At 67.7% G+C, this 14,081-nt stretch carries 10 protein-coding genes; 6 read left to right on the top strand and 4 right to left on the bottom strand.

Annotated features, from left to right (window positions below):
• Positions 1-19: 19 nt before the first annotated feature.
• The 3 genes from ASF22_RS21870 to uvrA all read right to left on the bottom strand — a co-directional run bounded on the left by ASF22_RS21870 (position 20) and on the right by uvrA (position 5,202).
• Positions 20-487 carry a hypothetical protein gene (locus tag ASF22_RS21870; protein WP_056268327.1) on the bottom strand — a complete coding sequence of 156 codons (468 nt, stop codon included), beginning with the start codon at positions 485-487 and terminating at the stop codon, positions 20-22.
• 233 nt (positions 488-720) lie between these two features.
• Complete coding sequence (locus ASF22_RS21865) at positions 721-1,695, bottom strand: transporter (protein WP_056268324.1); 975 nt, start codon at positions 1,693-1,695, stop codon at positions 721-723.
• Positions 1,696-2,223: 528 nt separating this feature from the next.
• A complete protein-coding gene (gene uvrA / locus ASF22_RS21860) occupies positions 2,224-5,202 on the bottom strand; it encodes an excinuclease ABC subunit UvrA (protein ID WP_056268321.1) in 2,979 nt (992 codons plus the stop codon).
• An 871-nt stretch (positions 5,203-6,073) separates the two neighbouring features.
• On the opposite strand from uvrA, the gene ASF22_RS21855 reads away from it, so the two are divergent.
• The 5 genes from ASF22_RS21855 to ASF22_RS21840 all read left to right on the top strand — a co-directional run bounded on the left by ASF22_RS21855 (position 6,074) and on the right by ASF22_RS21840 (position 10,534).
• On the top strand, positions 6,074-7,231 hold the full coding sequence (locus ASF22_RS21855) for a Gfo/Idh/MocA family oxidoreductase (RefSeq protein WP_056174622.1): 1,158 nt from the start codon (positions 6,074-6,076) through the stop codon (positions 7,229-7,231).
• A gap of 23 nt (positions 7,232-7,254) precedes the next feature.
• Positions 7,255-9,117 (top strand): glycoside hydrolase family 15 protein, encoded by a 1,863-nt coding sequence (locus tag ASF22_RS21850; protein WP_244474386.1) that lies wholly within the window; start codon positions 7,255-7,257, stop codon positions 9,115-9,117.
• Positions 9,118-9,292: 175 nt separating this feature from the next.
• Positions 9,293-9,790, top strand: coding sequence for a ferritin-like domain-containing protein (locus ASF22_RS21845; RefSeq protein ID WP_056268319.1), 498 nt, complete (start codon positions 9,293-9,295; stop codon positions 9,788-9,790).
• A 161-nt stretch (positions 9,791-9,951) separates the two neighbouring features.
• Positions 9,952-10,101 (top strand): hypothetical protein, encoded by a 150-nt coding sequence (locus ASF22_RS24295; protein ID WP_156647887.1) that lies wholly within the window; start codon positions 9,952-9,954, stop codon positions 10,099-10,101.
• A 31-nt stretch (positions 10,102-10,132) separates the two neighbouring features.
• The gene (locus ASF22_RS21840; protein WP_056268316.1) at positions 10,133-10,534 is read left to right on the top strand and encodes an STAS/SEC14 domain-containing protein; all 402 of its coding nucleotides are present in this window, start codon (positions 10,133-10,135) and stop codon (positions 10,532-10,534) included.
• 54 nt (positions 10,535-10,588) lie between these two features.
• Here the strand turns inward: ASF22_RS21840 and ASF22_RS21835 are convergent, their stop codons facing one another.
• Positions 10,589-10,837 carry a hypothetical protein gene (locus ASF22_RS21835; protein WP_056268313.1) on the bottom strand — a complete coding sequence of 83 codons (249 nt, stop codon included), beginning with the start codon at positions 10,835-10,837 and terminating at the stop codon, positions 10,589-10,591.
• Positions 10,838-11,612: 775 nt separating this feature from the next.
• On the opposite strand from ASF22_RS21835, the gene ASF22_RS21830 reads away from it, so the two are divergent.
• Complete coding sequence (locus ASF22_RS21830; protein ID WP_056268310.1) at positions 11,613-13,664, top strand: nitrate- and nitrite sensing domain-containing protein; 2,052 nt, start codon at positions 11,613-11,615, stop codon at positions 13,662-13,664.
• The last annotated feature ends 417 nt before the right edge of the window (positions 13,665-14,081 follow it).

The following is a 14,081-nucleotide window of genomic DNA, read 5'->3' as shown; positions in this document are numbered from 1 at the left end:
CCGAGCGGGCGAACCAGGCCTAGAGCAGGGGCGCGCTCGCCGAGAGGGCGAAGAACGGCGCGCCGATGGAGGCGAGGAAGAGGCCGACCAGCCACAGGGCCTCGTCGCCCGTGCCGACGCTCCCGTATCCGGCGGCGATCCCGATGGGAAGGAACGCGGCGCCCCCGAGCAGCACGAGGCCGTGCACGGTCGCGGCGATCCGGAACGGCAGCCACCGGGTCAGGGCGTGGGCGTAGGCGTAGCCCGCGAGCAGCAGGGCCTGGAAGAACACCATGGCGACGGACCACACCCCCGGCGTGCCGCCGAGGACGGGCAGGATCCGCTTGGTGAAGATCGGCTGCAGGCTGAACAGCAGGAAAGCCGCCAGCATCAGGGTGCCGGAGAACAGCGCCACCTGCGTCAGGCCACGGCCGGGCAATCCGCGCTCCGGACATGACGCCCGGGCCGATCCGTCGGGTCCCATCGCGCCGGTCTCGCTGGCTTGCATCGGTCGGGTCTCGCGTCGTTCGAGCGGACATTCTGAACGAGGAGACTTAAGGAGTGGCTGACGGCCCCCCGCGGTGACCCGAGTTTCGCGCGAGCCTCCGGCGGTCGACCCCAGCGCCGAGGGCGCCAAAAACGAAAAACCGTCCCTCCCGGGGGAGGAACGGCGTGTTGTGTCCGGGGACCCGCGGACCCGGAGGTCCGCGATCAGTCCTTGCGGGATCAGTACTTGCGGGATCAGTACTTGCGGATGATCGGCGACACCGGAGCGGCGGCGACGGCGGTGGGCGAGTACAGCGGAACGATCAGGCGGAACCAGCCTTCGACCGTGTCGGCGCGGCGCACGGCGTTGGCGACCGTGGTGGCGACGTAGGCCTGGGCGGTGACGGGTCCGAAGTCGTAGCCGATGAGACCGCCGACCGAGAAGTTGCCGCGGTTGCCGGCAGCGAGGCTGAAGGGGCTGATGTCGAAGTTGTAGGTGCCGTAACCGATGGCGCCGATCTCGAACTTACCGAACTTCTTGGTCGCGGTCAGGTCGAGGTTGAGCGAATCGGAGATGTTGAAGGGACCGCGGGTGTTGCCGAAGCCCACCGTGTTGGCGCCGCCGAACGAGGCCGGCGAGTCGTAGATGTTGGCGGTCAGGTTGGCGGTCAGGTTGTAGCCATCGCCGGTGTAGCTGGCGGCGACGCCCATGCGGTAGGTGTTCGAGGCGAGCTGGCCGAGAACCGGCGCACCGGCGAAGTTGCCGGAGTTGTTGACGAGGACGCCGCGACCGGCATTGAGCTCGTTGAGGTAGACACCGCCGAGCAAGCTGACGCCGAAGTTGTTGCCGAGATCGAAGGCCCAGATGCCGCCGACGAAGGTGCCGACGTTGATGGACAGATCACGGGCGCCCTGGGGACCGCTGTTCTTGCCGAAGGCGAACACGGTCGGGGGAGCGACGAGGAGCTCGACGCGGCCGCCGAACGGCACGAACGGGGTCGACCAGACGAGCACGGGCACGTTGACGCCGACGTCGACGGCACCGGGGCCGGTGTTCTCGTTGCTGCGGTAGACGAAGGTGTTGAGGGCGTAGATGCCCTCGGGCAGCGGGGCGCCGGTGGCGAGGCCGACCTGCTCACCGGGAACCGTGGTCGTCTGGGCGAAGGCGGCGGTGGCGGACATGCCGACCGAAAGCGCCACCGCTCCGGCGGCGAGCCAGTTCTTCATCATGTGTCTGTCCTTCCCAAGGATTTCAGGCGGGCGCCGCGTAGCCTTCCGCACCATTCTGCCGGTCCGCTGCTTTGGAGCAGCGTGTTCCCGTTGGTTTGGAAGGCCCCCCTTGCGGCCCGAATTCGTGTCTCAACGAGGGGAACTATTCTACAGCTCGGCTCGGAATGACAGCGCGTTGCACTGAAACGGGGCAGTTCCAAACTGACCGTTGCGCAAAAGCCGCAATCTTGCCGCGGTGCAACAGCGCGGTTCGTTAACCATTGTGGCGCGGCGCACGCGGGTCCGTTCGGACGAACCGGAACGATATCGCTGACGGCGCAAGCATTTGTCGCCCCCGCACGGACCGGGCAAAACAGGAAAGACGCCTCCGGCGATTGCGCAAGCGTTAACCTTTGGCGCCGGGGGCCTTCGACCGCTCCCGCGATGCGGGGCCGCCCCGAATGGCCAAAAAGCCTTGGCCGCCCCGCGAATCACCCCGAAGCGCCACCGATCCGCGTCCGAGGGCCGGTTCGGAGGGCCGCCCGATCCCTAAACGGCGGCCTTGCGGCCCTTGGCGACGACGGGCGCCGGCGGCCGGCGGGCGAGGACGTCGCGCAGGAAGCGCCCGGTATGGCTCTTCTTCGCTTGGGCGATCTGCTCGGGAGTCCCCTCGGCCACGACCACGCCGCCGCCGTCGCCGCCCTCGGGGCCCATGTCGATGACCCAGTCGGCGGTCTTGATGACTTCGAGGTTGTGCTCGATCACCACCACGGTGTTGCCCTGGTCGACGAGCTCGTGGAGAACCTCCATGAGCTTGGCGACGTCGTGGAAGTGCAACCCGGTGGTCGGCTCGTCGAGGATGTAGAGGGTCCGGCCGGTGGCCCGCTTCGACAGCTCCTTCGACAGCTTCACCCGCTGGGCCTCGCCGCCCGACAGGGTGGTGGCCTGCTGGCCGACCTTGACGTAGCCGAGCCCGACGCGGGCCAGGGTCTCCATCTTCTCCCGGATGGTCGGCACCGCCTTGAACAGGTCGGCGGCCTCCTCGACGGTCATGTCGAGGACGTCCGCGATGGAGCGGTCGCGGTACTTCACCTCCAGGGTCTCGCGGTCGTAGCGGCGACCCTTGCACACGTCGCAGGTGACGTAGACGTCGGGCAGGAAGTGCATCTCGATCTTGATGACGCCGTCGCCGGAGCAGGCCTCGCAGCGCCCGCCCTTGACGTTGAAGGAGAAGCGCCCGGCCTGGTAGCCCCGCGCCTTGGCCTCGGGCAGGCCGGCGAACCAGTCGCGGATCGGCGTGAACGCGCCCGTGTACGTGGCCGGGTTCGAGCGCGGGGTCCGCCCAATGGGCGACTGGTCGATATCGATGACCTTGTCGAGGTTCTCCAGGCCGTCGAGGCGCTCGAACGGGGCCGGGTGCTCGTGCGCGCCGTTCAGGGTCTTCGCCACGGACTTGTAGAGCGTATCGATGATGAGGGTCGACTTGCCGCCGCCCGAGACCCCCGAGACGCAGGTGAAGGTGCCGAGCGGGATATCCACCGAGACGTTCTTGAGGTTGTTGCCCCGCGCGCCCACGAGGCTGAGCTTGCCCTTCTTCGGCTTCCTCCGGGCGGTGGGCACCCGCACGCTCATCTCGCCGGTGAGGTACTTGGCGGTCAGCGAGGCGGGGTTCTTCAGCACCTCCGCGGGCGTACCCTGCGCGATGATCCGCCCGCCATGGATGCCGGCCCCGGGGCCGACATCCACCACGTAATCGGCCTGCAGGATCGCGTCCTCGTCGTGCTCGACGACGATAACCGAGTTGCCGAGATCGCGCAGGCGCTTGAGGGTGCCGAGCAGGCGCTCGTTGTCGCGCTGGTGCAGGCCGATGGAGGGCTCGTCCAGCACGTAGAGCACGCCCGTCAGCCCGGAGCCGATCTGGGAGGCGAGCCGGATGCGCTGGCTCTCGCCGCCCGACAGGGAGCCCGAGCCCCGCCCCAGGGTGAGGTAATCGAGGCCGACATCGATGAGGAAGGTGAGCCGGTCGCGGATCTCCTTGAGGATGCGGAAGGCGATCTCGTTCTGCTTGTCCGTGAGTTTTTCCGGGAGCTCGGAGAACCACCTGTGCGCGTCGCGCACGGAGAGAGACGTGATCGCGCCGATGTCCTCCATGGCGATCTTCACGCACAGCGCCTCGATCTTGAGGCGCTTGCCGGTGCAGGTGGCGCACGGGGTGGCGCTCATGAACCGGGCGATCTCCTCGCGGGCGGTGTCGCTCTCCGTCTCCTTGTAGCGCCGCTCCAGGTTCGGAATCACGCCCTCGAACGGCTTGTTGACCTCGTAGGCGCGCATGCCGTCGTCGTAGGCGAAGCGCACGGATTCCCGGCCGGTGCCCTGCAGGATCACCGTGCGCGCCGTCTCGGGCAGCTCGGCCCACGGCACGGTGGTCTTGAACCGGTAGTGCCGAGCCAGGGCATCCAGGGTCTGGCCGTAATAGGGCGAGGTCGATTTCGCCCACGGGCCGACGGCGCCGCGCTTGAGGCTGAGCTTGGCGTCCGAGATCACGAGTTCGGGGTCGATGCGCATCTCGTGGCCGATGCCGCCGCAGGTGGGGCAGGCGCCGAACGGGTTGTTGAACGAGAACAGCCGCGGCTCGATCTCCGCGATGGTGAAGCCCGAGACCGGACAGGCGAACCGCGACGAGAAGGTGATGGGCTCGCGTGCGGCCTCGCCCTCGGGGGTGTCGGCGAATTCGATCAGCGCGATGCCGTCGGCGAGATCGAGGGCGGTCTCGAACGAATCGGCGAGGCGCGCGGCGATGTCGGCCCGCACGACGATGCGGTCCACCACCACGTCGATGTCGTGCTTCACCTTCTTGTCGAGGGCCGGCACGTCGTCGATGGCGCAGTACTCGCCGTCGACGCGCAGGCGCTGAAACCCCTTCTTCTGGAACTCGGCGATCTCCTTGCGGTACTCGCCCTTGCGGCCGCGCACCACGGGCGCGAGCAGGTAGAGCCGGCTCTTCTCCGGCAGGGCGAGCACCCGGTCGACCATCTGGCTCACGGTCTGGCTCTCGATGGGCAGGCCGGTGGCGGGCGAGTACGGAATGCCGACCCGCGCCCACAGCAGACGCATGTAATCGTAGATCTCGGTGACGGTACCGACGGTGGAGCGCGGGTTCTTCGAAGTGGTCTTCTGTTCGATGGAGATCGCCGGCGAGAGCCCGTCGATCTGGTCGACGTCGGGCTTGCCCATCATTTCGAGGAACTGGCGGGCATAGGCCGAGAGCGACTCGACGTAGCGGCGCTGGCCCTCGGCGTAGATGGTGTCGAAGGCGAGCGACGACTTGCCCGAGCCCGACAGCCCGGTGAACACCACGAGCCGGTCGCGCGGAATCGTCAGGTCAATGTTCTTGAGGTTGTGCTCACGCGCGCCGCGCACGGAAATCACGCGGGCGTCCCGGGCACCGTCGAACAGCTTCTCGATGTCGGCCTCGACCTTCTCGACTTCCGCTTGCCGGGCGGCGGCTCTGGCTTTGGCTTTGGCCATGGAATCTCTTCACGCTTCGGGTCGGTTCGACAGGCTTCGCATCCGCCGGCCACCCGCATGTCGGGCGTCGGGTGTCCAAGACAAGGTGCCGCCACCGGCCGTGCAAGTCCGGCTGGTGGCGGGCTGGACGGGCAGAAACGCCGACCAGCATCGACCGCAACGGTATCATTCGGAACAAACTGAGTACACGAACGCGGCCGTGCCTTGAAGTCTCCCCGAACCGGCGAAGCATCGACTGGCACGGCGCTCACGGTCAGCGCGACGCAGCGTCGGTCCCCGGAAAGTTCGGGCCGGTGTCCCTCTGCATGTGTCCTTTGGCGTGTGTTCCTCGACGTGTGTTCCTCGGCCTGTGTCCCTCGGCGTGTGTACGCTGGCATGTGTTCCTCGACGTGTGTTCCTCGGCCTGTGTCCCTCGGCGTGTGTACGCTGGCATGTGTTTCCGGGACGGAAGACCGGGATCGCACCTCCTTATTCCTAGGTCGCCGATACACAGGTCCGCGCCCCAGACACACGGAACAGGTCTCCTTGGTAGGAGGGAGGAGGGTGGTCGGGGGAAACCCGGGCTCCGGAACCTCTCGGCGCGAGACCGGATCCGCGACGGCCCCCAGGGTCGGAGCCACGTCGTGTCGAGGCGGGCGGCGGCGATGAGCGCGAACGCACGGGCGTTGGCGGCAGGATCGGCAGGATCGGCAGGATCGGCAGGATCGGCAGGCGCCCTGAGGCGGATCGTATCCCCCTGCAACGATCCATGGGGCGCTCCGTTGACAGCCTATGCGCCGCCTTCGGCGGTCGCGGCGGCCCGTGCAGGCCGTGTGCGATGCCCAGGCCGGCTCGATCCCCACGCTTCGCTCGCCCTCGTTTGGAGACCCGCATGAGCATCGCCTCGGCCCTCGGTCTGACCTCCGGCAAAAAGGTCCGCTACGCCTTCGTCGCTCTTGGTGACATCACCCAGGAAGCCATGCTGCCCGGCGTTGCCCACACGGGCAATTCCGAGGTGGTGGCCTTCGTCACCGGCGACCCCGAAAAGGCGTCCGGCGTCGGCAAGCAGTACGGCGTCACCGCTTCCTACACGTACGACCAGTTCGACGAACTCCTCGCCTCTGGGACCATCGACGCGATCTACCTCGCGACGCCGAACTGGCGCCATGCGGAGTTTGCGATCCCGGCCCTCAAAGCCGGTATCCATGTGCTCGCCGAGAAGCCCCTGGAAGTGTCGACGGAGAAGTGCCGCGCGATCCTCAACGTCGCCGAGACCTCGCCGGCCAAGCTGATGGTGGCGTACCGCCTGCATTTCGAGCCCGCCACCCTGGCGACCATCGATCTCATCCGCTCCGGCAAGCTCGGCGACCTCCTTACCTTCTCCTCGACCTTCACCCAGATGGTCTCGCCGGAGAACCACCGGGCCCGGAACGGCGTCGAGGCCGGCCCGATCTTCGACATGGGGCCGTATCCCGTGAACGCCGCCCGCTACGTCTTCGGCGACGAGCCGACGGAGGTGGTCTCGGCGGTGGGCGTCCGGCACCCGGATGCGGGCATGGGCGATTTCGATGACACCGTGGCGGTCACCCTGCGCTTTCCCGGCAACCGCCTCGCACAATTCGTCCTGTCCTATTACGGCAACACCCTCGACACCTACGCGGTTGTCGGCACGAAGGGCAGCGTCGAGGTCAATCCCGCCTACATGTACGGCAAGCCCCTGGAACACACCGTGACCCTGGGCGAATCGAAGAGCCACGCAAGCTTCAAGAACACCGACCATTTCGGCGGGGAGCTGAAGTACTTCTCCGACTGCATCCTCGAGGATCGCGAGCCGGAGCCGGACGGCGAGGAGGGCTACGCCGACGTGCGCGTGCTGGAGGGCATCGTCCAGGCCCTGAAGACCGGCGGCCCCGTGGCCCTCGAACCGTTCACCCGCACCAAGCGCATCGATACGAAGGCACAGGAAGAGACCTTGCGCGCCCAGAAATCACCGGCGCTCGTCAACACCTCGAACCCGGGCAAGGGCAAGGACAAAGTCCCGAAGAACTGACCGCCCCCCGCCGGACCCCGACGATGACTCTGGAACGCGATTCGACCATGCACGAGGGAACGAGCGGCGACCCGGACCGCGCGGATGAATCAGGGCGGAGTTCCGGCGCTGAGGTTCCGATCCAGGACTACGCCGCCCTCGGCGACGGCCGGTCCGTGGTCCTCGTGGCGCCGGACGGGACCGTCGCGTGGTGGTGCGTGCCCGAGATGGACTCGCCGCCGCTGTTCGACAGCCTGCTCGACCCGGAGGCCGGGGGCTACTTCCAGATCACTCCCGAGGGCGCGACCCGCGTCGCGCGGCATTACCGCCAGGACAGCAACGTACTGGAGACGGTGTTCGCCTCCGACACGGGCCGGGCGCGGCTCACTGAGTCGCTCAACAGTTCCACGGCCGGACGCCTGCCCTGGTGCGAGCTCGCCCGCCGCATCGAGGTGCTCTCAGGCACGATGACCTTCCGCATCCGCGCGGTGTTCGGCACCCGCGGCGACACCGCCTCGCCCTGGCTGCAGCCAACCCCCAACGGCTGCGTGTTCCATGTCGGCCCGGTCCTAGGCCTGTTCCGGTGCAGCGACAACGTCACGATCACCGAGGAGGCGGACCGCACCATCGCGGCGACCGTGACCCTGACGGCGGGCGAGCGCGCCACGGTGGCGCTGCTCGCCGGCGAGGACGAGCCCCTGGGCGTGCCGGCGATGGACGAGATCGACCGGCGCATCGACATCAGCGACGGTGCCTGGCGGGCCTGGGCCGAGAGCCTGCGCTACGCAGGTCCGTACCGCGACGCAGTCCGGCGCAGCGCGCTCGCGCTCAAGCTGCTGCTGTACTCGCCGAGCGGCGCCATCGCGGCGGCGGCCACCACCTCGCTGCCCGAGCGCATCGGCGGCCCGAAGAACTACGATTACCGCTACGCCTGGATCCGCGATGCCGGCTACGCGGTGAACGCCTTCCTGCGGGTGGGCGCGATGCCGGAGGCCAAGGCGGCGTTCTCGTGGCTGATGAAACGCCTCGACCGGCACGGCCCGCAGGTTCTCTACACCCTATGCGGAGATGTCGGCCCCGAGGAACAGAACCTCGACCTGCCCGGCTATCGCGGCTCCCGTCCGGTACGGGTCGGCAACGGCGCCGCGCTCCAGCACCAGCACGGGATCTACGGCGACATCTTCGAGACGGCGGCCCTGTTCGTCGCCGACGGCAACATCCTCGACCAGCGCAGCGCCATGGTTCTGTCCGGGCTCGCCGACCAGAGCGCCGATCGCTGGCGGCAGAAGGATGCGGGCATCTGGGAACTGCACGAGCCGCAGCACTACACCATGTCGAAGATCAGCGCCTGGCAGGGGCTGGCGCGCGCCGTCGAGCTCGCCGAGGCCGGGCACCTCCCCTCGACCTGCGTGCCGCGCTGGAAGCGCGAGCGCGACCGCATCGCCGCCTGGGTCGAGGCGCATTGCTGGTCGGAGACGCGAGGCGCCTACACGTTCTATCCCGGAACCGAGCGCCTGGACGCCTCCATCGCTCTGGCCGTGCGCTTCGGCTTCGACGGGCGCGACCGGCTGTCGGCCACCCTCGACGCCGTGCGGGCGGAACTCGGGCATGGCCCGTTCCTCTACCGCTACTCCGGGGCGGAGCGGGAGGAGGGGGCGTTCCTCGCGTGCTCGTTCTGGGTGGCGGAGGCCCTGGCCGAACTCGGGCGCCAGGACGAGGCTGAAGCCGCCTTCGCGGCCGTTCTGGGGGCCCTGCCGCCCGGCGTCGGCATCCTGAGTGAGATGGTCGACCCGGTGACGGGGGACGGCCTCGGCAACACGCCCCAGGGCCTGAGCCATCTCGCCCTAATCCACGCCGCCTGCACCCTCGGGGGCGACCGGGCGGACCCGGTCCGGCTCCGCCTGTGAGTCATCCGGATGCAGGACAAATTCACTTAGATATAGGTTAAATCAGGCAAGCGAGGCTTTATCGATCTGCGGCGCCGAACAACGCAGCAATCGAAACACGTTGGAGAAGGCCGTTTATTGCCCGGAACGTTCGCGGACCGGTGCGGTTGATGGAGGAAACCAAGGGAGATTCCTCATGTCGGCACCCAGCAGCTTAAAAGACGTCTATCTCGACGAATTGAAGGACAGCTGGTCGGCGAACGACCAGATGGTTCGCGTCGTCCAGCAGCTCAGCCAGAAGGCCAGCGACGGGACGCTGAAGCAGATGCTGGACGGGTCGGTCGACGGCATCAACAAGCACACGGGCATTCTCAAAGCGCTCATCGAGCAATGCGGCGGAACCGTCGAGCCCGAGCATTGCAAGGGCATGGAGGGTCTGGTCAGCGAGGCGCGCAAGCACGCCGGCGAGGAGGCGCCGCAGGACGGCAAGCTGCGCGATATCGTGATCATCGCGCAGTATCAGCGCATGGCCCATTACGGCCTCGCGGGTTTCGGGTCCGCCGCCGCCTACGCCAAGGCGCTGGGCAAGTCCGACGACGAGGCCAAGCTCAAGCAGGCCGTTTCGGAGATCTACAAGGGCGACGCCTTCGCGAGCCACCTTGCCGAGACCTTGCAGGGGGTGGCTACCGCCTGACGATCGCCGTCGCGGTCGCCCGGGGTCATACGTAACGAATGGGGTCGGGCCCGACGCCCGGCCCTTCCGGCGTTCGGCCCCTGTCGTGTCGGTCACGGGCGAAAGCCGGGAACACACCCGAGCGTCGCGGCTTGGTCTCTGCATTTCAGCGGGAGAGCACCATGAGCCCAAGCGAGACCCACGACGCGCCCGAGACGAAGTCGGACCAGACGCAGCCCACCCCCCAGCAGCCCCCCAAGGGTGAGCCGCATCCGGCGGTCCCGCAGGAGGACGATCCGGAGATCGAGAAGACCGAAGAACAGCCGAGCTGACGCCCCCCGCCCGAGAGACGAGGCAGAGTTCATGAACAGTGCACCGGACGGTTCGGTGATCCGGCGTGACTCACCGCGCCCGGATCTTCTGGCTTTCGAGATCAAGGACCGGATCACAAAGCCGGATATCGAGTGGATGTCGGCCGTCACCGACGAGACCATGAAGAGCCTCGACACCATCGACATGCTGATCGTGATGTCGAACTACGAGGGCTCCGACCTCGGCGCGACCTTCGACGGCTACGCGGCGAGCGTGAAGGCGCGCTCGCTGGCGCACATCCGGCGCTACGTCGTCGTGGGTGCGCCGGCCTTCGCAAAGGCGATGATCGACCTGTCAGGCTTCGTCATGCCGGTGGAGACGAAAACCTTCGATCTCGCGGACGAGGGGGCGGCTTGGGCCTGGCTCGCGAACGCGCCGACGACCAAGGCGTAGACGCTGCCCCTCAGACCCGTCCGGTGCGCGTCGGACCGCGCATCGGATGGGATTTTAGCGAGCGGCGGTCGCCTCGGCATCCGCCACGATCTGAATGGTGCGCGCGGCGTTGAGGGGCTTTGCCACGACCACGAGGTTCGGCGTGGTGGTGAGGTCGCTGACACGACGCACCTTCTGGGTGTCGCGGGCCTGCTCGCGGAAGAGCGGCGGGGTCAGGTACGTCGCCTCGCCGGCAACGGCGGCGCTCGCCACGAAAGCGGCCGACACGAGGGTGGCGAGGGTGAGGGCGGTCATGGCGCGCATGGGAAAATCTCCGTTTGGGCAGCTCGATGCCGCCCGATGGAGTGATTAAACCATGCTTTTGTGCGGTGCGGCATGCTGTTTTTGCAGCGCACTATAACGCCGAGCTGCGGTCTCCGATCAACTATAACTCCGGTCCTATAAAGCAGGGCACAGGAAAGAATGGATCGAGCCATGCTCCCCACGCATTCGGCAGGTTTTCGTTTATTCCAACTCTCAAAATAACTTGGTCGAGACGAAAGTTTTTCTTCCCACGAACAGCCCAGCCCAACAGCCGGCAACTCGATCGTCATGCTTGAACCATCCGACGGCCGGTGATGGGAAACGAACCGAATTCGGCCACGGCGACGGATCATCCTGCCCCTGACCCGTTCGTCCAGGGTGCCGGCCGGTCGACTGGTCGGATCGACAGCCCACTGATCCGATCGTGCGGGCTCTCCCCGTGCCGTCCCGTGGCGGTCCCGGAGTCTTTCTTGATAAAGCTCGCCGTACGTGATCGCGGCATCGCCGCGCGCCGGTTCCAAGACGACGTACGCACCCAACGCTCGCGCCTGCAGTGAAGAAGCCTCAGGACGATCTCGCACCACATTTATGACGGTGCGGGAATGATCTCCGAGTCACAACCCAAATGCCCCATTGGCTTGCGGTATTGTTCGCCTCCACAAACGAGGAAGTTTGCACCATTCGAGATTAAAAAATAGGCAGACCATCGTGCACAAACACGATGTTTACATTCATGATGCAGTCAGGGCCGGAGTTCTTCTTCTAGGTTGCTCCGATGCTCGGTACCGTTCTTTCGTCCCTCCGTGGCCGAATTCTCCTCGTCGCCCTGGCGCCGTGCCTCGCCTTCGCCGTGGTGGCGAGCATTGCGCTCTCCGGGCGAATCGAAGAGCGCGGCCGCATGGTCGAGGTCGAGCGACTTCTCGGCCTCGCGGGTCATGCCGGCGGTTTCGTGCACGAGGCCCAGCGCGAACGCGGCGCCTCCAGCCTGTATCTCGGATCGAAGGGTACCCGGTTCCGCGCCGAACTCGACGCCCAGCGCGGCCGAACGGATGCAAGCCGCGAGCGTCTCATGACGAGCTACGCCTCGATGGAGACGGGCGCCGCCGGCGGACTCGCCCCAAGGGGCAGAACCCTCGCCACCGCCCTTGAGGGTCTCGCCGCGCACCGTCAGGCGGTGGACACCCTCGCCCGCAGCCCGGCCCAGAACCTCGCGGCCTACACCGATCTCATCGCCAAGGCCCTCGACCTCGTTCGGGACATGTCCCAGGTCGCGGACGACGCCGCCCTGAGCGCCCGGGTCTCGGCCTACTCGTCGTTCCTGTCCCTCAAGGAACTCGCCGGCCAGGAGCGTGCGACCGGGGCCGCCGTCATAGGCAGCGGCCAACTCGATCTGCCGGGGTTCTCAAGGCTGACGGCCCTCGGCGCCGGGCAGGCGATCCACGAAACCCTGTTCCGCCTCGCCGCCGATCGCGCGCAGGCCGAACTCCTCGACGCCGTCGCCACGAGCCCGGCGGCCCGGGAGGTCGAGCGCCAGCGCGCGATCGTCCTGGCGACGATCCCGGGCCAACCCCTCGGCATCACCGATGCACCGGGCTGGTTCACCGCCGCGACCCAGCGCATCGACGAGCTCAAGCGGATCGAGGATCGACTCGTCGACGATCTCGGGCGCGCCGCGGCAGCGGCACGTTCGGGCGTGGAGCGTAGCGCCGTCCTGTGGTTGAGCGCCAGCGTGGCGACCCTCGCCCTGTCCTGCCTCGTCGCCTTCGGCTTCGGCACCGCCATCGCCCGTCCGCTCACCCGGATCGCCGATGCCCTGTCGGCCATCGGGCGCGGCGCGGATGCCGGCCCGCTTCCCACGAAAGGCCCCCGCGAGGTCATGGCCATCGCTCGCGCGGCCGCCGAGTTCCGCGACAGCCTGAGCGAGGGCCGGCGCATCCGTGCGGAGTCTGAGCAGCTGACGCACGCTTCGGCGGCCGAGCGGCGCCAAGCGATGCTCGCCCTCGCCGACGGGTTCGAGGCGCGGGCCGGCGGCATCGTCGAAGCGGTCTCGGCGGCCTCGGCCCAGCTCGAAGGCGCGGCCTACGCCCTGTCGCAGGCGGCCAACGATACCTCGACCTTGAGCGGCGCCGTCGCCAGCACCTCGCGGAATGCGGCACTCAGCGCCGATACGGTTGCGGCGGCGACGGAGGAACTCAGTGCCTCCGTGCGCGAGATCGGCACTCGCGTCGAGACCTCCGCCACGGTGGCGGCCCAGGCCGAGCGCGACACCGCCCGCATGGGCGAGGACGTGCGCCGCCTCGCGGCGGCGGCCGGCAGCATCGGCGAGATCGTCGGGCTCATCTCCAGCATCGCCGGTCAGACCAATCTGCTCGCCCTCAACGCAACCATCGAGGCCGCGCGGGCCGGCGACGCCGGCCGAGGCTTCGCGGTAGTCGCCGCCGAGGTGAAGGAACTCGCCAACCAGACCACCCGGGCGACCGAGGAGATCGCCGCCAAGGTCCAGGAGATCACCGCCTCCACCTCGGCGTCCGTCGAGACCATCGGGGGCATCGCCACGGTGATCCAACGCCTCAGCACCCTGTCGCAGGACATCGCCGCGGCGGTCCAGCAGCAGGACGCGGCCACCCAGGAGATCGCCCGCACAACAATCCTCACCTCTGACGGCACCCGCCAGGTCTCGACCCACATCGCCGGCGTCAGCGAGGCGGCGGAGTCCGCCCGCTCGGGCTCGGACCAGGTGCTGACCGCCGCCAGCGACCTCGCCCGTCAGGCCACGAGCCTGCGCGCCGAGGTCGACGGATTCCTCGCCACCGTACGGGCGGCGTGAGTGGGTAAGAGCTTAGGCGCAGGGGTATCGCTTCCGATCGCCGAGGCTTGAGTTGTCATCCGATCATCGGTGGGGGCAAGTCGCGGACAGATCTATCCGGCGATGCGTTAGTCTTAGAAGCGGTTTTGCAAGGCGGATTCCCGGGTTGGCGCAGCGAGGCGACGGCAACGGCCTCACGCTCTCGCAAATCCTCCGCTAGTGCACTGACGCGATCAGAGGATTCACGTGGTGGGTGACGTGTGCGAGTCTGTGCGATGGCTCAGACCGTTTGCGTGCTCCTCGATGCCACCGCCCAGTCATAGCTGACCGAGATCGCCTGGGATCGATCACGGCCCCTCAAACACATCCTGCGGGCCCGTATCGTTCTGCTCTCGGCCGAGCGTCTCAACGTACAGGACGTGGCCCGGCAGGCCGGTG

The sequence above is a fragment of the Methylobacterium sp. Leaf87 genome, from assembly GCF_001422775.1.
Lineage (GTDB): Bacteria > Pseudomonadota > Alphaproteobacteria > Rhizobiales > Beijerinckiaceae > Methylobacterium.
Note: the sequence above shows the minus strand (reverse complement) of the source record. Positions and strands in the feature narration are given on the sequence as shown.

Coding starts and splice junctions, on each gene's coding strand:
- ASF22_RS21870 (WP_056268327.1), bottom strand. CDS start 487: ATGCAAGCCAGCGAGACCGGCGCGATGGGACCCGACGGATCGGCCCGG.
- ASF22_RS21865 (WP_056268324.1), bottom strand. CDS start 1,695: ATGATGAAGAACTGGCTCGCCGCCGGAGCGGTGGCGCTTTCGGTCGGC.
- uvrA (WP_056268321.1), bottom strand. CDS start 5,202: ATGGCCAAAGCCAAAGCCAGAGCCGCCGCCCGGCAAGCGGAAGTCGAG.
- ASF22_RS21855 (WP_056174622.1), top strand. CDS start 6,074: ATGAGCATCGCCTCGGCCCTCGGTCTGACCTCCGGCAAAAAGGTCCGC.
- ASF22_RS21850 (WP_244474386.1), top strand. CDS start 7,255: ATGACTCTGGAACGCGATTCGACCATGCACGAGGGAACGAGCGGCGAC.
- ASF22_RS21845 (WP_056268319.1), top strand. CDS start 9,293: ATGTCGGCACCCAGCAGCTTAAAAGACGTCTATCTCGACGAATTGAAG.
- ASF22_RS24295 (WP_156647887.1), top strand. CDS start 9,952: ATGAGCCCAAGCGAGACCCACGACGCGCCCGAGACGAAGTCGGACCAG.
- ASF22_RS21840 (WP_056268316.1), top strand. CDS start 10,133: ATGAACAGTGCACCGGACGGTTCGGTGATCCGGCGTGACTCACCGCGC.
- ASF22_RS21835 (WP_056268313.1), bottom strand. CDS start 10,837: ATGCGCGCCATGACCGCCCTCACCCTCGCCACCCTCGTGTCGGCCGCT.
- ASF22_RS21830 (WP_056268310.1), top strand. CDS start 11,613: ATGCTCGGTACCGTTCTTTCGTCCCTCCGTGGCCGAATTCTCCTCGTC.